Annotated in this window: 15 protein-coding genes; 9 read left to right on the top strand and 6 right to left on the bottom strand. The window is 61.4% G+C overall.

The genetic code is table 11. The annotated features are described in order from the left end of the window. Positions 1-34: 34 nt before the first annotated feature. The 3 genes from iolB to iolC all read right to left on the bottom strand — a co-directional run bounded on the left by iolB (position 35) and on the right by iolC (position 3855). Positions 35-844, bottom strand: coding sequence for a 5-deoxy-glucuronate isomerase (gene iolB / locus AF70_RS11465; protein WP_019582693.1), 810 nt, complete (start codon positions 842-844; stop codon positions 35-37). Beyond that, positions 841-1734 carry a myo-inosose-2 dehydratase gene (gene iolE / locus AF70_RS11460; protein ID WP_018928033.1) on the bottom strand — a complete coding sequence of 298 codons (894 nt, stop codon included), beginning with the start codon at positions 1732-1734 and terminating at the stop codon, positions 841-843. The genes iolB and iolE overlap by 4 nt, the downstream gene beginning before the upstream one ends. A 183-nt stretch (positions 1735-1917) precedes the next feature. Further along, positions 1918-3855 carry a 5-dehydro-2-deoxygluconokinase gene (iolC, locus tag AF70_RS11455; protein ID WP_019582694.1) on the bottom strand — a complete coding sequence of 646 codons (1938 nt, stop codon included), beginning with the start codon at positions 3853-3855 and terminating at the stop codon, positions 1918-1920. Positions 3856-4166: 311 nt separating this feature from the next. Between iolC and AF70_RS11450 the strand changes: the two genes are divergently transcribed. Next, the gene (locus AF70_RS11450) at positions 4167-5087 is read left to right on the top strand and encodes a MurR/RpiR family transcriptional regulator (protein ID WP_007939390.1); all 921 of its coding nucleotides are present in this window, start codon (positions 4167-4169) and stop codon (positions 5085-5087) included. A gap of 109 nt (positions 5088-5196) precedes the next feature. Continuing rightward, positions 5197-5808 (top strand): glutathione S-transferase, encoded by a 612-nt coding sequence (locus AF70_RS11445; protein WP_028941033.1) that lies wholly within the window; start codon positions 5197-5199, stop codon positions 5806-5808. Between the two features lie 93 nt (positions 5809-5901). Here the strand turns inward: AF70_RS11445 and AF70_RS11440 are convergent, their stop codons facing one another. Together AF70_RS11440 and AF70_RS11435 are read right to left on the bottom strand one after the other, a co-directional pair. Next, positions 5902-7143 carry a M20/M25/M40 family metallo-hydrolase gene (locus tag AF70_RS11440; protein ID WP_028941034.1) on the bottom strand — a complete coding sequence of 414 codons (1242 nt, stop codon included), beginning with the start codon at positions 7141-7143 and terminating at the stop codon, positions 5902-5904. A gap of 132 nt (positions 7144-7275) precedes the next feature. Continuing rightward, the gene (locus tag AF70_RS11435; protein WP_028941035.1) at positions 7276-8349 is read right to left on the bottom strand and encodes a diguanylate cyclase; all 1074 of its coding nucleotides are present in this window, start codon (positions 8347-8349) and stop codon (positions 7276-7278) included. A gap of 260 nt (positions 8350-8609) precedes the next feature. Between AF70_RS11435 and AF70_RS11430 the strand changes: the two genes are divergently transcribed. The 5 genes from AF70_RS11430 to AF70_RS11410 all read left to right on the top strand — a co-directional run bounded on the left by AF70_RS11430 (position 8610) and on the right by AF70_RS11410 (position 14906). After that, entirely contained in the window at positions 8610-9554 is a 945-nt protein-coding gene (locus tag AF70_RS11430; protein WP_018928038.1) for an alpha/beta fold hydrolase, read from the top strand. A 63-nt stretch (positions 9555-9617) separates the two neighbouring features. Beyond that, on the top strand, positions 9618-11117 hold the full coding sequence (gene glcD / locus AF70_RS11425) for a glycolate oxidase subunit GlcD (RefSeq protein WP_028941036.1): 1500 nt from the start codon (positions 9618-9620) through the stop codon (positions 11115-11117). Next, positions 11117-12166 carry a glycolate oxidase subunit GlcE gene (glcE, locus tag AF70_RS11420; RefSeq protein ID WP_028941037.1) on the top strand — a complete coding sequence of 350 codons (1050 nt, stop codon included), beginning with the start codon at positions 11117-11119 and terminating at the stop codon, positions 12164-12166. Before glcD ends, glcE begins: the two co-directional genes overlap by 1 nt. Then, positions 12167-13384, top strand: a complete 1218-nt coding sequence (gene glcF / locus AF70_RS11415) for a glycolate oxidase subunit GlcF (RefSeq protein ID WP_028941038.1) — start codon at positions 12167-12169, stop codon at positions 13382-13384. Between the two features lie 130 nt (positions 13385-13514). Next, the gene (locus tag AF70_RS11410; RefSeq protein ID WP_019582701.1) at positions 13515-14906 is read left to right on the top strand and encodes a VOC family protein; all 1392 of its coding nucleotides are present in this window, start codon (positions 13515-13517) and stop codon (positions 14904-14906) included. Between the two features lie 121 nt (positions 14907-15027). Here AF70_RS11410 and AF70_RS11405 read toward each other — a convergent pair whose 3' ends face one another. Further along, a complete protein-coding gene (locus AF70_RS11405) occupies positions 15028-15810 on the bottom strand; it encodes a tellurite resistance TerB family protein (RefSeq protein ID WP_019582702.1) in 783 nt (260 codons plus the stop codon). Positions 15811-15917: 107 nt separating this feature from the next. Between AF70_RS11405 and AF70_RS11400 the strand changes: the two genes are divergently transcribed. Next, positions 15918-16283: a VOC family protein gene (locus AF70_RS11400; protein WP_018928044.1), complete on the top strand. Its 366-nt coding sequence runs from the start codon at positions 15918-15920 to the stop codon at positions 16281-16283. A gap of 197 nt (positions 16284-16480) precedes the next feature. Further along, positions 16481-17203, top strand: coding sequence for a phosphatidylcholine synthase (gene pcsA / locus AF70_RS11395; protein ID WP_018928045.1), 723 nt, complete (start codon positions 16481-16483; stop codon positions 17201-17203). Positions 17204-17211 lie beyond the last annotated feature (8 nt).

The raw sequence follows: 17211 nt of genomic DNA, 5'->3' as shown, positions 1-17211 counted from the left end.
CTCCGTTCGAATGTTTGAATTCAGGCGTTGTAATTCAGAGATCCAGAAGCCAGCTGTGCTGCGGATCGTTATGGAACTGCCAGACGCGTTTCGGGCCGGCCATCACATTCAGGTAATACGACTCATAGCCGTAGGGCACGCTGACCGGGTGATAACCCTTGGGCACCACCACCAGGTCGCTGTTTTCCACCGCCATGGCCTGATCGATACTGCGATCGTCGGTGTAGACCCGCTGGAACACGAAGCCCTGGGGCGGGTTGATCTGGTGGTAATAGGTTTCTTCGAGAAAGCTCTGGTGCGGCAGATCGTCGGTGTCGTGCTTGTGCGGTGGGTAGCTCGACGAGTGACCGGACGGCGTACGCACTTCCACCACCAGCAGCGAATGGGCGGGCTCGGTGTCCGGCAAAATGTCGCAGACATAACGGGTGTTGGCACCCTTGCCGCGCACGCTGCGTTTCATGCTGTCGGGTTTGATCAGCCGCGCGCCGAGGTTTTCGGCGGTCGAACCGGGCGCCGCGCACACGGCGATTTGCACGTCGCTCAACGCCACCACCTGGGCCTGACTGCCGGGAGGCAAATACACGGCGAACGGTGATTTGTCTTCGAACACCGACTGGCGATCGCCGATGTTGTCCCAGTCGAACGCGCCCTGCCCCGGTGCTTCACCCTTGATGCCGACCCGACCGCTGAGCAGCACCAGGCACAATTCCTTGTCGCCCGCGCTGACCGGAAGGGTTTCGCCAAGACTCAGGCGGTAAGCGGCAAAACCGACGTATTCCAACTCACCCTGACCCAGCTCGACCATGGTCCGGCCGCGGGCATTGCTCTTGACCAACAGGCTCATCGCGCGGTCCTCTCGTCGAGCAAGGCACGCAAGGTGTCGTAGCCTTTTTTGGCGTAGACGTAACTCGGTGCCACCGCCGGATCCTGCTCAGCTTCCACCACCAGCCAGCCGTGGTAATCGGCGCCCAGTAGCACGTCGAGCAAGGCGCCGAAGTCGATGTCGCCATCGCCAGGCACGGTGAAGGTGCCGTTGATGATGCAGTCCGGAAAGCTCCAAAGGTTGTTGCGCGACAGTTGCACCACCGGTTTGCGCACATCCTTGAAATGCACGTGGCAGACCCGTTCGATGTGTTTGCACAGCACCTGCAGCGGTTCGCCGCCGCCCATGTAGCAGTGACCCGAATCGAACAGCAGGCCGACTTCGCTGCCGGTCAACGCCATCAGTTTGTCGATGTCGGCCGGGGATTCGACGTAGGCCCCCATATGATGGTGATAGGCCAGACGCACGCCCTGGGACAGGGTGAAGCGCGCCAGTTCGGTGAGTTTGTCGGCATATTCTTGCCAGGCCTGCTCGGTGTGGAAACGTGGGCGCTCGACCAGTGGAATGCGCTGGCCTTGAATGGAGTCGGCGACTTCGCCATAGACCAACACCTTGGCGCCGTTCTTCGCCAGCAGCTCGACATGGCTGCCGATGGCGTCGATTTCCTCGGCCACGGAACGGCGGGCCAGACGACTGGAATACCAACCGGACACCAGCGCCAGGTCATACGGGCGCAATACATCGCCGACGCCCTTGGCATCCTTGGGGAATTTGCCGTTGAGTTCGAAGCCTTCGTAGCCGATGTCCTTGCCTTCGCTGAGGGCGGTGCTCAACGGCGTCTCGCCACCGAGGGACGGCAGGTCGTCGTTGCTCCAGGAGATCGGGTTGATGCCAATTCGGATAGCGGGCATGGCTGCACCTTTTATTGTTTTCTCAAAAATGTTCAACCGATAACCTGTGGCCAGTGGCGCTCTTGTGGCGAGGGGGCTTGCCCCCGTTGGAGCGCGAAGCGGTCCCAAAATAGCGAGTGCTACGCACTCGAACGGGGGCAAGCCCCCTCGCCACAAAAAGCCCAATCGACCACATGACTTTGTTCAGGCTCGGGCCGTGCGCCAGGCATCGATCAGTTCGACGAAGGTGCCCTGCACCTGGCGAATCAGCGCTTCGTCGTCGATTTCACCGGCCAGCCACGCGCGGCTCGGTTCCTGGAAGATCGTCCGGCCCACGGCGAAACCACGGCAGGTCTGGCTCTGGCTGGCCTGTTGGAACCCTTCGGCCAGGGTCGCCGCCGGGGCATTCAGGCCCAGCAGCACCACGCCACGGCAATACGGGTCGCGTTCCTGGATCAGCTCGTCGAGTTGTTTCCACTCCTCGGCGCTTTGCGCTTCGATCTTCCACCACGCCGGGTAGATGCCCAGGTTGTAGAGGCGTTTGAGGGCGCGATAGAGCACGTCCGGATGCGGTGATGGGTGATCCTTGGGCGGAATGATCTCCAGCAGCAATTCATGCCCGCTGACTTGCGAGGCCTGATACAGGCCCTTGATCTGCGCTTCCTGCTCCAGACGCAGCAATGGCTCGTCGTCGGGATGGAATTGCACCAGGCATTTGATGATCTGTTCTTGCGGCCACGCGATCAGGTTGCTGCCGATCGAGCGCCCGTGTTCGAACGCCAATGGCCGCGAACCCTGCACTTCCACTGGCCGCGCCACCCACCAGCCGCGACCGGTGGCGGTGTTCAGCGAGTCCTGGCCGAAACGTTGATCGGCCAGCAAGCCGACATCGGCGTCGACGCCCTGCTCACGCAAATCCGCCTCGACCCGTTCCACGGCTTTGATAAAGAGTTGTTTGAGCTCGCAGATGGCGCTCAGGTCGCGCCCGCCCTTGTGGGCCAGCTCTACCAGTTGCCCGCGATGATCGAAGGCAAAAATGAACAGTTGCTTCCACTGTTTACGCGGCACGCTGACCTGATGCAGACGCTGCAATGTCACGTCCTGATCCGGCCGGGTGATCGGCACCGGGCTGTTGAACAGGTAATCGAGTTCGGCGCGGGTCGGCATCGCCGGGGCGCAGGCATGGCGCGACACCACCAGACCGCCGCAGGCATTGGCCAACTGGCAGCAGCGCTCGTCGCTGGCGTCCTCCAGCCAGCCACTGAGGAAACCCGACATGAAGGCATCGCCGGCCCCCAGCACATTCAGCACTTCGACGCGCACACCGGGATAGATCGCGCCGTCTTCGAGACGCGCCGGGATCGCCCCATGAATCACCGTGCAACCTTGCGGGCCGAGCTTGACCACCAGGGTTGCCGCGCTCAGGCGCCGGACATTGCGCAGCGCGGTGAGCAGATCCTCGGCGCCGCCGGCGATCAGGAATTCTTCTTCAGTGCCGACGATCAGGTCGAAACGCGGGAGGATTTTCTGCACGTGCTGGCTGACGTTCTGGTCGGCGACGAAACGGGTTTCGCCGTCTGCCTTGCCGGCCAGACCCCAGAGCACCGGGCGGTAGTCGATGTCCAGCACCCGTTTGACGTTATGCTTTTCGGCATAGTCCAGCGCCTGAATGCTCGCCTTGTAGACGCCGTCGGTGGAGAAATGGGTGCCGGTGATCAGCAGGGCTTTGCTGGAAGCGATAAAGGCTTCGCTGATGTCTTCGGCGCGCAACGCCATGTCGGCGCAGTTTTCGCGGTAGAACACCAGGGGAAAGGTTTCGCGATCCTTGAGGCCCAGCAGGACCATGGCGGTCAGGCGTTCCGGATCGACCTTGATGCCGCTGACGTCGCAGCCTTCACGGACCAGGGATTCAACGAGGAAACGGCCCATGTGGTCGTCCCCTACCCGGCTCAACATCGCCGACTTCAGCCCCAGCCGCGCGGTGCCGAAGGCGATGTTGGCGGACGAACCGCCCAGGTACTTGGCGAAGCTGCTCACATCCTCCAGCCGCGCCCCGACTTGTTGCGCATAAAGATCGACGCCAAGGCGTCCGAGGCAAATCAGATCCAATTGACGCCCACTGGCAAAACGAGTCTGGCCCATGCTGGCTCCTGTTATTTTTATCAGCCTGCGTTCGGGGCGATGAAGGCGCCGAACACTCTTGGTGGATGCAGACTAAAACGACCGGGGCCGAACAATCAATATTTATTCTATATATTTTTTACGTGGAATATTTTTTCCAATAAACTTTGATACAAGCGTTCCAGACACCGTGCATCGTTTCAGCAGACCCCAGGCCGATTGCAAGCTCAAGATTTTATTCCGGCCTACCCTGTAGACTGCGCACAGCCAACCTATTGTCAGGGGATGACGAGAACCGTCATCCCTATAAGAACAAGCCAGAAGGATTTCTTATGTCCCGCACCGATCAGCCGGCTACGACCGAGAGCTCGCCCGACAGCGATCTCGCCAGCCCTCCGATCAATGCCGAGCGTCTGTTGCAGCTGATCACCGAGGAGTACGAAAGTCTGCCGCGCCAGCTCAAACGCATCGCCAGCTACATGAGCCAGCAGAGCGACCGGATCATGGTCGACCGCATCAGCGACATCGCCCGCGAATGCGAAGTGCACCCGTCGGCCATCGTGCGCTTTTCCCAGCGCTTCGGCTTCAGCGGGTTCAGTGAAATGCAGGCGCTGTTTCGCGAGGCCTACACCCACAAGACCACGCCGGTGCAGAACTACCAGCAACGCATCCGCAGCATGATCGCCAACAAGTCGCAGAAGGCCAGCGGCGGCGACCTGGCGCGCGAATGCATCAACGCCACCCTGTCGGGTATCGAGCGTTTGGGGCTGGAACTCGATGACCAGGCCTTCGACAAGGCCGTAGACCTGGTGGTGAATGCCGATAACATCTACGTGGTCGGGGTGCGTCGCTCGTTTGCGGTGGCCGATTACCTGGTCTACAACCTGCAACACACCAACAAGCGCATCCACCTGGTGTCGGGCCTTGGCGGCAGCTACCGCGAGCAGATGCGCAGCGTGCGCGCCAACGACCTGGTGATCGCCATCAGCTTCACGCCCTATGGCAAGGAAACCCAGCACTGCCTGCGCATCGCCCAGCACCATCAGGCGAAAACCCTGATCATCACCGACAGCAACCTCTCGCCATTGGCCAAGCGCGCCAACACCGTGCTGCTGGTCAACGAGGGCAGTTCGTTTGCCTTCCGTTCATTGAGTGCCACCCTGTGCCTGTGCCAGGCGCTGTTCATCGCCGTGGCTTATCGACTGGAATTGAAGGTCGATGAGATTCATGAACAGGCAGGCTTTGAGGATTAGCCTTCGAGGATGAACGATAGGCCTGAGGATTAGCGCGAAACCGCTTGCAGGTCGCTGAACCTCGGCTAAGGTTGTCCCTCCCCAAGGACCGTCTGTAAGGAGAGGCTCAATGAAACTGATCGGCATGCTGGATTCGCCCTACGTGCGGCGCGTCGCCATTTCCGCCAAATGCCTGGGCATCCCGCTGGAACACGCGTCGGTTTCGGTGTTCAGGCACTTCGAGCAGTTCCAGCAGATCAACCCGGTGGTGAAGGCGCCGACGCTGGTGCTGGATGACGGTGAGGTGTTGATGGATTCAACGCTGATCATCGATTACCTCGAAGCCTTGGCCGCTCCGGGTAAAAGCCTGATATCCGACAATCCGGTTCAACGCTTGCGCTCGCTGCGGCTGATCGGCCTGGCATTGGCGGCGTGCGAGAAGTCGGTACAGCTTTACTACGAACGCAACCTGCGGCCAGCGGAAATTCAGTACGCGCCTTGGGTGGAACGGGTCGAAGGGCAATTGGCGGCGGCGTATTCGGCGCTGGAGCGGGAGCTGGAAAAACAGCCGCTGAAGACCGACGGCTCGATTGCGCAGGACGGGATTAGCTTGGCGGTGGCCTGGAGCTTTACCAACCTGGTGGTGCCGGATCAGGTGGAGGCCAAGCAGTTTCCACTGATCAACGCGTTTACGGCGTATGCCGAGGGGCTTGAGGTGTTTGTCGATACACCGATCGAGTAGGCAATACGCAGTAAGCCGAAACACTGAAAATCCCTGTGGGAGCGGGTTCCGCATTGGGCAATGCTCACCACAGGGCCCTGACGATCTGGCCGATTACCGCTTGGCCAATTCCATAATCATCCGCGACAGCAAATAAATCCGCGGCGCCACGCTTTCGACCTCGGCGTACTCCTCAGGCGTATGGATATTGCCGCCGACAATCCCGAACCCGTCCAGCGTCGGCGTACCAACACCCGCGGACAAACTCGCATCTGCCGCCCCGCCGCTGCCTTCTTCCGTCAACTTGCGGCCAATTTCGCCGTAAATGCCCTGGGCCATGGCCATCAAGCGATCCGATTCCGCCGTTTGCGGCATCGGTGGCAAGCCGCGCTTGAGGCTGGTGGTGACTTGCGTATCGGCAATCAGTTTGTCCTTCGACACCCGCGCCAGGTCCTTTTCGATCCGGTCGAATTCCTCCGGCACCGCCGCCCGCACATCAGCCTTGGCCGTAGCCTGATCCGGAATCACGTTGGTGCGGTCACCGGCCTTGAGCACGGTGAAGTTGATGGTGGTTTTCTTCGCTTCATCGCCCAGTTTGCCGAGTTGCAGAATCTGGTGCGCGGCTTCCATGGCAGCGTTACGCCCCAATTCCGGGGCAACGCCCGCATGCGCAGCCTTGCCTTTGACCTCGACCACGGCGGTAGCACTGCCTTTGCGCCAGACCACCAGGCCATCGGCCGGGCGACCCGGTTCGAGGTTGAGGGTCACGTCGTGGGCCTTGGCGGTTTTCTTGATCAGGTCAGTAGCGACGTCCGAGCCGGTTTCCTCACTGGCATCGAGCAGGAAGGTGATCTGCGCGTAGTCCTTGAAGTCGAGGTTCTTGAGGACTTTCAGCGCGTAGATCCCGGCGACGATGCCGCCCTTGTCGTCCATCACGCCCGGCCCATAGGCGCGGCCGTCCTTGATGTGGAACGGGCGCTCGGCGGCGGAGCCTTCCTTGAACACAGTGTCCATGTGCGCCATCAGCAGGATCTTCGCCTTGCCGGTGCCTTTGAGGGTAGCCAGCACATGGTTGCTCTCGTCCGGGGTGTTGGGCACCAGTTCGATGGTGGCACCCAGTTTCTTCAACTCTTCGATGGCGATGTCACTCACCTGGGTCAGGCCCGGTTCATAGCCGGAGCCGGAGTCGATGTTCACCAGCCGTTCCAGCAGTTTCAGGGCTTCAGCCTTGTACTGTTCTGCATCGGCGAGGACTTGTTTGTGGGGTTCGGCGAAGGCTGCGGGGGTGAAGGCGCCGAGGGCGAGGGTCAGGCCAAGACTGGTGGCCAGGAAGGAACGCGGGAGCTTGAACGTCATGAATCGATCCTTGTTTCGTGTCGGGGTCTTTAGACCCTACCTGACTACGACGCAAGGCTCTACACCGGATGCGACACATACAGATTTGATTCACCGCACATCCCCTGTGTGCGGGCTTGTGTGGTTATTGGGTTACACAGAATCAAGCAACTCTTTACGCGGCTTGCCGTCGCCATGGCAGATGACGCGGTTACGCCCGGTGGTCTTGGCTTCGTAGAGCGCCTGATCGGCGTCGTTGAGCCACAGGGTCGCGTCGTCATGGTCCGGGTTGAAGGCCGCCAGGCCGATGCTCAAGCTGACCTTCAGCGCCGGGTTCTGCTCGTAACCCAACGTGGCGAAACGAGCACGCAGCGCATCCATCGCCACGGCGGCGCGCTCCAGCGGCAGGTCCGGCAGCAGCACGCAGAATTCGTCGCCGCCATAGCGTCCGGCGACATCGGCGGCACGCAGGTTCTGCTTGAGGATTTTGCTCAGCTGACGCAAGACGATGTCCCCGGCGACATGGCCGTAGGTGTCGTTGATGGTCTTGAAATGATCGATGTCGATCAACGCAATCGCCCCGCCCTTCTGCTGGCGCCGGCAACGCTGAAACTCGATGTCCAGCTGGTCTTTCCAGGCGCCGTGATTCAGCAGGCCAGTCAGGCTGTCGGTGCGGCTCAGGGCCAGCAACTCGCGCTTGTGTCGGCCGAGGGTGTGGGCCTGACGGAAGCAGACCCAGCCCAGGGACATCGGATAAATCGACAGTAAAGGTAAACAGGCGTATAGCTGAAATGGACTGGTTTGCGGGACAAAAGCCGGCATGAACACCAGCAGCCCGAGGCCGATCCCGAGGATCTGCGCGACGGCGCCCGCCAACAGAAAACGCAAGCCACCGATGGCCACGTTGTGCATCGCCATCATCGACAGCGTAGCTGCGCTGGGCAGCGGATTGAACTGCATGGCGGCCACCCAGAAACCGCCGAGAAACGCGTCCACCAGAATGTTGCGGTGTTCGGCGTGATAAGGAATTTTCGCCCGACGCGCCCATTGATAGGCCACATGCGGCCAGATGACGCCGTTGAACAGCATCACCACCCAGACCCAGGGCGCGGGGTCGAGTGGATACATCCCTGCACCGACACACAATAGTCCAAGGGCCAGACCCAGGATGCGCGACCCATAAAGCCTCCTGGCCAATGAAAGTCCCTTTCCTCCCTTTTTTTCCATAGAGGCCTCTGTACTACTGAACCGAGCCTGACAACACATGGGTGAAAGTGTTTGAAGTCTATCAGGGGAACGGCGAATAGCCATCACCGGATGACGGTCTGACAGCTGGTAGCTCCAATAGTGTGGCATCGCGATGAGGCGAGTGCCCAATGTTTGTCTATACATGAAGTAAGGGATCGATAAACCACGATAAACAGGAGGCCGCTGCAGAGGCTCCGCCAACCACCCTCCGTCCTGATCACTGCAAAAGGAATAGCCTGATGCTTTTGTTGGTTGTCGCTATCGCCGTTTTCGCGGCCTGGAGCTGGTTGAGCTACCCGGCCATCGGTTACTGGCTCTATGACTTGAACATGGCGCTGGAGGCCCGGCTGTATCGGTTGCACAAGCTTATCGTGCCGATCACCGAAATGACCGTTTCGACCTGGCAGGGCGGGCCGTACGAAGCCTCCAGCAACATACTGATGCTGCACGGCTACAGCGCCGACAAGAATATCTGGCTGCGCTTCGCCCGGCATTTTGTCAACGACTACCGGGTGATCATCCCCGACCTCGCCGGCCATGGCGAAACCGGCTTCAAGGCCGGTGGTGGCTACGACATTCCGGTCCAGGCCAAACGATTGATCCAGTTGCTCGATGTCTGCGGCGTCGAGAAGGTGCACGTGATCGGCAATTCCATGGGTGGCTACATCGCGGCATGGCTGGCGGTCAATTACCCCGAGCGTATCGTTTCACTGGCGCTGCTCGATCCGGCTGGCGTCACTGCCCCGGAACCCAGCGACATGGAGCGCCACCTGGCTCGCGGCCATAACCCGTTCCTGATTCATTCCCGCGAAGAGTTTCAGCATTTCTACGCCATGACCATGGCTTCTCCGCCATGGGTACCGGGGATCGTGCTGGACGCCGTCGCCCAGCGCTATGAACAGCAGCGCGACGAACTGGAAGAAATCTTCAGGGACTTCCGGGCCAGCCCGCCGATGGAGCCAAAACTGCCCGATATCAAATGCCCGGCGCTGCTGCTGTGGGGGCGCAAGGACCGCTTGATCGACGTCAGCAGCGTGCCCGTCTGGAGCAAGGGCATCGCCGATCTGCGGGTGGAAATCTGGGACGGTGTCGGCCACATGCCGATGGTTGAGCAGCCGACCAAAACCGCACGCTTGTACCGGGAGTTTTTGCGGGCGCATCACATGACCCCCACCGCCTCATAGCAGCTGCTATGGGTTGGCGGATAATTCGGGAGGATGCTCGGCGATTCATACGAGGCGCGATTGATGAACATTCTTTACGACGAACGCATCGACGGCGCCCTGCCCAACGTCGACAAGGCGGTGCTGCTCAAGGCCTTGCAACAGGAGGTGCCGGACCTGGACATTATCTGGCGCGAGGAAGAACTCAAGCCCTACGAATGCGACGGTCTCTCGGCCTATCGCACCACGCCGATGCTGGTGGCCCTGCCCCGGCATCTTGAACAGGTGCAGGCACTGCTCAAGCTCTGTCATGCCCGGAACGTGCCGGTGGTGGCGCGCGGGGCCGGCACCGGGTTGTCCGGCGGTGCGCTGCCGTTGGACAAAGGCGTGTTGCTGGTGATGGTGCGATTCAACAACATCTTGCACATCGACCCCGCCGCCCGCACCGCACGGGTCCAGCCAGGGGTGCGCAACCTGGCGATTTCCCAGGCAGCGGCGCCCTTCGGTTTGTATTACGCACCGGACCCGTCCTCGCAAATCGCTTGTTCAATCGGCGGCAACGTCGCGGAAAACGCCGGTGGCGTGCATTGCCTCAAGTACGGCCTGACCGTGCACAACCTGCTGAAACTCGAAATCCTGACCCTTGAAGGCGAACACCTGACCCTCGGCGCCGACTCGCTGGACGCGCCGGGGTTTGACCTGCTGGCGCTGTTCACCGGCTCCGAAGGCTTGCTGGGGATCATCACCGAAGTCACGGTCAAACTGCTGCCCAAACCCCAGGTCGCCAAAGTCCTGCTGGCCAGTTTCGATTCCGTGGAAAAGGCCGGCCGCGCGGTGGCCGAAATCATCGCCGCCGGGATCATTCCCGGCGGCCTGGAAATGATGGACAACCTGGCGATCCGCGCCGCTGAAGACTTCATCCACGCCGGTTACCCAGTGGATGCCGAAGCGATCCTGCTGTGCGAACTGGACGGCGTCGAAGCCGATGTCCAGGACGATTGCGAACGAGTCCGCGAGGTGCTGCAACAGGCCGGCGCCAGCGAGGTGCGCCAGGCGCGGGACGAGGCCGAGCGCGTGCGGTTCTGGGCCGGACGCAAAAACGCCTTCCCGGCCATCGGCCGTCTATCGCCGGATTACTACTGCATGGACGGCACCATCCCCCGTCGCGAACTGCCCGGCGTACTCAAGGGCATCGCCAACCTGGCGCAAGAATACGGCTTGCGGGTGGCCAACGTGTTCCACGCCGGTGACGGCAACATGCACCCGCTGATCCTGTTCGACGCCAACCAGCCCGGCGAACTGGAACGGGCCGAAGCCCTCGGCGGCAAGATCCTCGAACTGTGCGTGAAAGTCGGCGGCAGCATCACCGGCGAGCACGGCGTGGGCCGGGAGAAAATCAATCAGATGTGCGCGCAGTTCAACAGTGACGAGTTGACCTTGTTTCACGCGGTGAAAGCCGCGTTTGACCCGCAGGGGCTGCTCAACCCCGGTAAGAACATCCCGACCCTGCACCGCTGCGCGGAATTCGGCGCGATGCACATCCACGCAGGAAAACTGCCGTTTCCTGAGCTGGAGCGTTTCTGATGGCGGACTTCGATGCCAGTGCAGCCCTGCTCGAGCAGGTCAGGCAAGCGCGAGAGAACGCCACGCCGCTGCGCATTCAGGGAGGGAACACCAAGGCGTTTCTCGGCCGTGAAGTGGCCGGGGAAGTGCTCGATACCCGCGCCCACTGCGGCATCGTCAGCTATGACCCGACGGAACTGGTGATCAGCGTTCGCGCCGGCACACCGCTGAGCGAACTGTTTGCTGCACTGGACGCCGCAGGGCAAATGCTGCCCTGCGAACCGCCGTCGTTTGGCGAAGGCGCCACGGTCGGCGGAATGATCGCCGCGGGGCTGTCCGGGCCGCGGCGCCCATGGGCCGGTTCGGTGCGCGACTTTGTCCTCGGTACGCGGGTGATCAGCGGCTTGGGCACTCACCTGCGCTTTGGCGGCGAAGTGATGAAAAACGTCGCCGGCTATGACCTGTCGCGCCTGATGGTCGGCAGTTATGGCTGCCTCGGAGTGCTGACCGAAGTCTCGCTCAAGGTGCTGCCCAAACCCCGGCAATGCTTGAGCATCAGCCTGGACATCGACTGCGCCCGCGCCTTGGCCAATCTGGCGCAATGGGGCCAGCAACCGCTGCCCATCAGCGCTGCCAGCCACGATGGCCAGCGTTTGTACCTGCGCCTGGAAGGTGGCGAAGGCTCGGTCGCGGCGGCCCATCAACGGCTCGGCGGCGAACCGTTGGACTCGGCCTATTGGTCCGACCTGAACGAACAACGACTAGACTTTTTTAATGAGGGTCTGCCGCTGTGGCGCTTGTCACTGCCCAACAACCTCGGGCCGCTGGACTTGCCCGGCGAGCAATTGATCGACTGGGGCGGTGCGCAACGCTGGCTGAAGACCGCAGCCGATAACATTCAATCACTGGCTCAGCAGCACGGCGGCCATGCCACCTGCTTCAGTCATGGCGTCACAGAAACGCCTTTCCAGCCCCTGGCCCCGGCGCTGCTGCGCTATCACCGGCAACTCAAGGCGCAACTCGACCCGCAAGGGCTGTTCAACCCTGGCCGGATGTACGCGGAGTTCTAGATGCAAACCAACCTTAGCGAGCAGTCCCGGAAACTGCCCCGCGCCGAAGAAGCGGACAAGATTCTGCGCACCTGCGTGCACTGCGGGTTTTGCAACGCCACCTGTCCGACCTATCAACTGCTCGGCGACGAACTGGACGGGCCGCGCGGGCGTATCTACCTGATCAAGCAAGTGCTCGAAGGCGCCCCCGCCACGGCACAGGCCCAATTGCACCTGGATCGCTGCCTGACCTGCCGCAACTGCGAAACCACCTGCCCGTCCGGGGTGGATTATCACAACCTGCTGGACATTGGCCGCGCCGTGATCGATCAAGCGGTGCCACGCCCGGCCAGTCAACGGCTATTGCGTCAGGGCCTGCGGGCATTGGCGCCAAACCCGATCCTGTTCAAGACCCTGCTGCAGATCGGCGCCACTTTCCGGCCGTTGCTGCCACGGGGGGTTGAGGCGAAGTTACCCCACGACCTCCCTGCTCCGGGCAAACGCCCCGTCCCTCGGCATGCGCGCCAGGTGTTGATGCTCGAAGGCTGCGTACAACCCGGTCTGTCACCGAACACCAACGCCGCGACGGCGCGGGTGCTGGATCGGCTGGGGATCAGCGTGATTGCGGTGCCGGAAGCCGGTTGTTGCGGCGCGCTGGACTATCACCTCGACGCCCAAGCCGTGGGCCTGGACCGCGCCCGACGCAACATCGACGCCTGGTGGCCGCACCTGGAAAGCGGCGCCGAAGCCATCGTGCAAACCGCCAGCGGCTGCGGCGCATTCATCAAGGATTACGGGCATCTGCTGGAGCGCGACCCGGTTTATGCGGCCAAGGCACGGCGAGTCAGCGAACTGGCGCTGGACCTGGTGCAAGTGCTGGCCGATGAACCGTTGGAACGGGTCTGCGCCGCCACCGACCGACGGATCGCCTTTCACTGCCCCTGCACCTTGCAGCACGCACAGAAACTCGGCGGCGCGGTCGAGGCCGTGCTGACGCGGTTGGGCTTCAATCTCACAGCTGTGCCCGACAGTCATTTGTGCTGCGGCTCGGCGGGCACCTATTCGATCACCCAACCGGAGTTGGCCCGGCAACTGCGCGACAACAAACTCAATGCGCTGGAAAGCGGCCACCCCGAAATCATCGCCACCGCCAACATCGGCTGCCAGAGCCACCTCAACAGCGCCGGGCGCACCCCAGTCAGGCACTGGATCGAATTGGTGGACCAAGTGCTGCGTTAACCGAACACTTCCGCGTTGCAAGAACAGTCCTTGGCAGAATGAAGTTCGTCAGAAACTTCGTTTGTCGGCGCCGCCGAAGGCTGCGATCTTTTCCGGCATCCGTTACGTCACTGCGCCAGGAATTTTTTTCATGAGCCACCCGAATTTCGTCAGCCCTGACCTGATCCGCCAACGCTTCTCCAAAGCGATGTCCGACATGTACCGCGAAGAAGTGCCGCTGTACGGCGCGCTGATGGAACTGGTGGAACAGACCAACCGCCACGTGCTGGACAGCGACCCGCAAATCGCCCGCCAGCTGCACAGCACCGGCGAAATCCAGCGGCTGGACCTGGAGCGCCACGGTGCAATCCGCGTCGGCACCGCCACTGAACTGGCAACCCTCGCCCGCCTGTTCGCGGTGATGGGCATGCAACCGGTGGGCTATTACGACCTGACCCCGGCCGGCGTGCCGGTGCATTCCACCGCGTTCCGTGCCGTGCATGAGGCGGCGTTGCAAGTCAGCCCGTTCCGGGTGTTCACCTCGCTACTGCGCCTGGAACTGATCGAAGACACCGAACTGCGGGCCTTTGCCCAATCAGTGCTGGACCAGCGTTCAATCTTCACCCCGGCTGCGCTGACGCTCATCGAGCGCGCCGAAACCCAGGGAGGGCTGACCGAATACGAGGCGCAGGACTTCGTCGCACAAGCCTTGGAAACCTTCCGCTGGCACCACAGCGCCACCGTCACCGCCGAGCAGTACCAACAACTCAGCGCCCAGCATCGACTGATCGCCGACGTGGTGGCGTTCAAAGGCCCGCACATTAACCACCTGACGCCGCGCACCCTGGACATCGACATCGTCCAGGCACAAATGCCCGCCCATGGCATTACCCCCAAAGCGGTGATCGAAGGCCCACCCCGCCGCCAATGCCCGATTCTGCTGCGTCAAACCAGCTTCAAGGCGTTGGACGAGCCGATTGCTTTTACCGATCAAGCCGAGATGCGCGGCAGCCACAGCGCCCGCTTCGGTGAAATCGAACAACGCGGCGCAGCGCTCACGCCCAAGGGCCGGGCACTTTACGACCGTTTGCTCAACGCTGCCCGGGATGAGCTCAAGGAGTTCCCCAACGAAGCCAATGCCGCACGCTACAACGCGCTAATGACGCAGCACTTTGGCGAATTCCCTGACACCGTAGAAGAAATGCGCCAACAGGAACTGGCGTACTTTCGCTACTTCATGACCGAAAAAGGCCTGGCGGCGGATGGGCTGAAAGACGCGTCTCTGGAGGATTTGCTCCGCGACGGGTATGTGCGGGTTGAACCGCTGGTGTACGAAGATTTCCTGCCGGTCAGTGCGGCGGGGATTTTTCAGTCGAACCTGGGGGACGCGGCGCAAACCCACTATGGTGTGCACTCGAACCAACAGGCGTTCGAAAAGGCGCTGGGACGGTCGACGATTGATGAGTTGGGCTTGTATGCCGAGACGCAGCGGCGATCGATCGAAGAGTGTTTTGCAGCATTGGGCTTGAAGGTTACCGATTAGGCGTTATGGCCGCGAAAAGATCGCAGCCCTGCGGCAGCTCCTGCAGAAATACGTATTTCATGCAGGAGGGGCCGCCCCGTCGTTCGTCGCGTCGTTGCCGGCACGGCACGTTTTCGACCTTTTAAGCCGCACCGCCCTTGGCCTGTTGCTCCAGGTGCAGTTGCAGCTCTGGATCGATCTTCAGCGCAGCGGCCAGTTCGTCCAGATAATTGCGCTCGGCATCCTGCTGATCGTCCACCAGCATCACGCTGGCCAGGTACATCTCGGCGGCCATGCCCGGGTCCTGGGCGGACTGCGCCACATCGGCGGCATCCAGCGGCCGGGCGACTTCGTCATCGAGCCATTGTTGCAGTTGCGGGTCGTCGGTATGGCGGCCGATTTCAGTGCTGATCATTTGTTTCTCGGCGTCGTCGATACGGCCGTCGGCCTTGGCGGCGGCGATCAAGGCGCGAAGGATGGCATGGCTGTGGTCTTCGATTTCCGGACCGGACAACAGATCAACGGTACGCGGCGCCTGTTGGGGTGCCGAGGCCTGGCTGCGTTGCCATGCCTGATAGGCCTGGAACGCCATCATCCCCAAAGAGGCCAGCGCCGCATAGTTGGTGCCGCCCGAGCGCGTTTGGCTTGAACCGCCCGAAGGGGAACCGCCGCCCAACAGACCACCGAGCAAACCTCCCAGACCTCCGCCGCCAGCACCTCCACCCGCGCTGCCACCCAACAGGCCACCGAGCAAGCCACCCAAATCGCCCAAGCCGCCTTGAGTCGACGCCGCACCACCACCTTGTTGCGACAACGAGCCCTGGCCGGCCCGCAGTAATTGCTCAAGCAAATCGCTGGTGTTCATGACGACGTCCTCATTGATGGGCAGAAACCAAGTCAGGCAACGATAGTCCTCGCCGGACATTCCGCCAACTCCGTCTGGCTGACGTCAAAAGGTGCCCCTTCACACTCCTGACAGAAACTGACAGCGCCTCCTTTTATGCTGCGTCCACCTTCTAATGGAGCAACCCCATGATCACTCCCCGTTTCATTTTGCTTTTCGTGGACAATCCCGCCGTCAGTGCACGGTTTTATGAGTTTCTGCTGGAGCGCAAGCCCGTGGAAGAGTCGCCGACCTTCGCCCTGTTTGTCCTGGACGACGGCTATAAACTGGGGCTCTGGTCGCGGCATACCGCCGAACCTGCAACGACTGTAACGGGCGGCGGAACCGAGCTGGCGTTCCCGGTAGAGTCCGCCGAGCAGGTCGATGCACTGTTTGCCAAGTGGAGCGCCCTGGGGCTGACCATGCTGCAAACACCGACCGAACTCGATTTCGGTCGCACCTTCGTCGCCCTTGACCCGGATAGCCATCGGCTGCGTGTGTTCTTTCCTCATTAAGCTGACAACACAGGCAGACAACGCTCATGACGTACCCCGGATATTTCCGGGGTATTTTTTTGCGCGGCGTCTAAGATTCAAAGGTGGTGAACCTTATCCCCGAAAATCCGGTCGATACCTGCAACCCGATCCGGTTTGCCGACACCCTCAATAGCAGGGTGATAACTGGCTTGCTTCATTTTCTGGAGAACGCCCCCGTGATATCCACCGTACACATCGCCAGGCTCAAAGCATGGGGCGCCCATGGTTTTACCGCCACCGGCGTGGTCACTGCTTTCCTCGCGACCCTCGCCCTGCTGGAGAACCAGCCCACCCATTGCCTGCTGTGGCTGGGCGTGGCGCTGATCGTCGACGGGCTGGACGGCGCGCTGGCACGCAAGGTCAATGTGCAATCGGTGCTGCCTAGTTTCGACGGCTCGATCCTCGATCTGGTGATCGACTACCTGACGTATGTGTTTATCCCGGCGCTGTTCATCTACCGTTACATCCCGTTGCCGGACTACACCCTGCTGCTGACCGTGTCGCTGATTCTGGTGTCGTCGCTGTTCTGCTTCTGCAACGTCAACATGAAGAGCAAGGACAACTACTTCCAGGGCTTCCCCGCTGCGTGGAACGTGGTTGCGCTGTGCCTGTACATCATCGGTCCGTCGCCGTGGATCACGTTGCTCACCGTGATCGGCCTGGCGCTGTTGACCGTGACTCGAATGAAATTCCTGCACCCGTTCCGCGTGCGCCGCTTCATGCCGATCAACATTGCCGTGACGGCCATCTGGTTGCTGTGCAGCTTGTCGCTGGTGCTCAACCATCCGGTCATCAATCCACTGGTGATGGGCCTGTGGCTGCTGATGTCGGCGTACTTCCTGGGGATCTGCATCTGGCGCACGGCGCTGGAGTGGTTCGACGGCTCGCGGCTCAAATAGGCACTGCA

The sequence above is a fragment of the Pseudomonas sp. KD5 genome, assembly GCF_012932895.1.
In the GTDB taxonomy this organism is placed as follows: Bacteria; Pseudomonadota; Gammaproteobacteria; order Pseudomonadales; family Pseudomonadaceae; genus Aquipseudomonas.
The sequence above is the reverse complement of the archived record's forward strand: the minus strand, read 5'-3'. Positions and strand labels throughout refer to the sequence as shown.

What these genes read in the sequence shown, in the direction of transcription:
- AF70_RS11435 (WP_028941035.1), bottom strand. Translation starts at nt 8,349, where the DNA reads ATGGAAAAAAAGGGAGGAAAGGGACTTTCATTGGCCAGGAGGCTTTAT.
- AF70_RS11430 (WP_018928038.1), top strand. Translation starts at nt 8,610, where the DNA reads ATGCTTTTGTTGGTTGTCGCTATCGCCGTTTTCGCGGCCTGGAGCTGG.
- AF70_RS11450 (WP_007939390.1), top strand. Translation starts at nt 4,167, where the DNA reads ATGTCCCGCACCGATCAGCCGGCTACGACCGAGAGCTCGCCCGACAGC.
- glcE (WP_028941037.1), top strand. Translation starts at nt 11,117, where the DNA reads ATGGCGGACTTCGATGCCAGTGCAGCCCTGCTCGAGCAGGTCAGGCAA.
- AF70_RS11405 (WP_019582702.1), bottom strand. Translation starts at nt 15,810, where the DNA reads ATGTCCGGCGAGGACTATCGTTGCCTGACTTGGTTTCTGCCCATCAAT.
- AF70_RS11445 (WP_028941033.1), top strand. Translation starts at nt 5,197, where the DNA reads ATGAAACTGATCGGCATGCTGGATTCGCCCTACGTGCGGCGCGTCGCC.
- iolE (WP_018928033.1), bottom strand. Translation starts at nt 1,734, where the DNA reads ATGCCCGCTATCCGAATTGGCATCAACCCGATCTCCTGGAGCAACGAC.
- AF70_RS11400 (WP_018928044.1), top strand. Translation starts at nt 15,918, where the DNA reads ATGATCACTCCCCGTTTCATTTTGCTTTTCGTGGACAATCCCGCCGTC.
- AF70_RS11410 (WP_019582701.1), top strand. Translation starts at nt 13,515, where the DNA reads ATGAGCCACCCGAATTTCGTCAGCCCTGACCTGATCCGCCAACGCTTC.
- glcD (WP_028941036.1), top strand. Translation starts at nt 9,618, where the DNA reads ATGAACATTCTTTACGACGAACGCATCGACGGCGCCCTGCCCAACGTC.
- AF70_RS11440 (WP_028941034.1), bottom strand. Translation starts at nt 7,143, where the DNA reads ATGACGTTCAAGCTCCCGCGTTCCTTCCTGGCCACCAGTCTTGGCCTG.
- iolC (WP_019582694.1), bottom strand. Translation starts at nt 3,855, where the DNA reads ATGGGCCAGACTCGTTTTGCCAGTGGGCGTCAATTGGATCTGATTTGC.
- iolB (WP_019582693.1), bottom strand. Translation starts at nt 844, where the DNA reads ATGAGCCTGTTGGTCAAGAGCAATGCCCGCGGCCGGACCATGGTCGAG.
- glcF (WP_028941038.1), top strand. Translation starts at nt 12,167, where the DNA reads ATGCAAACCAACCTTAGCGAGCAGTCCCGGAAACTGCCCCGCGCCGAA.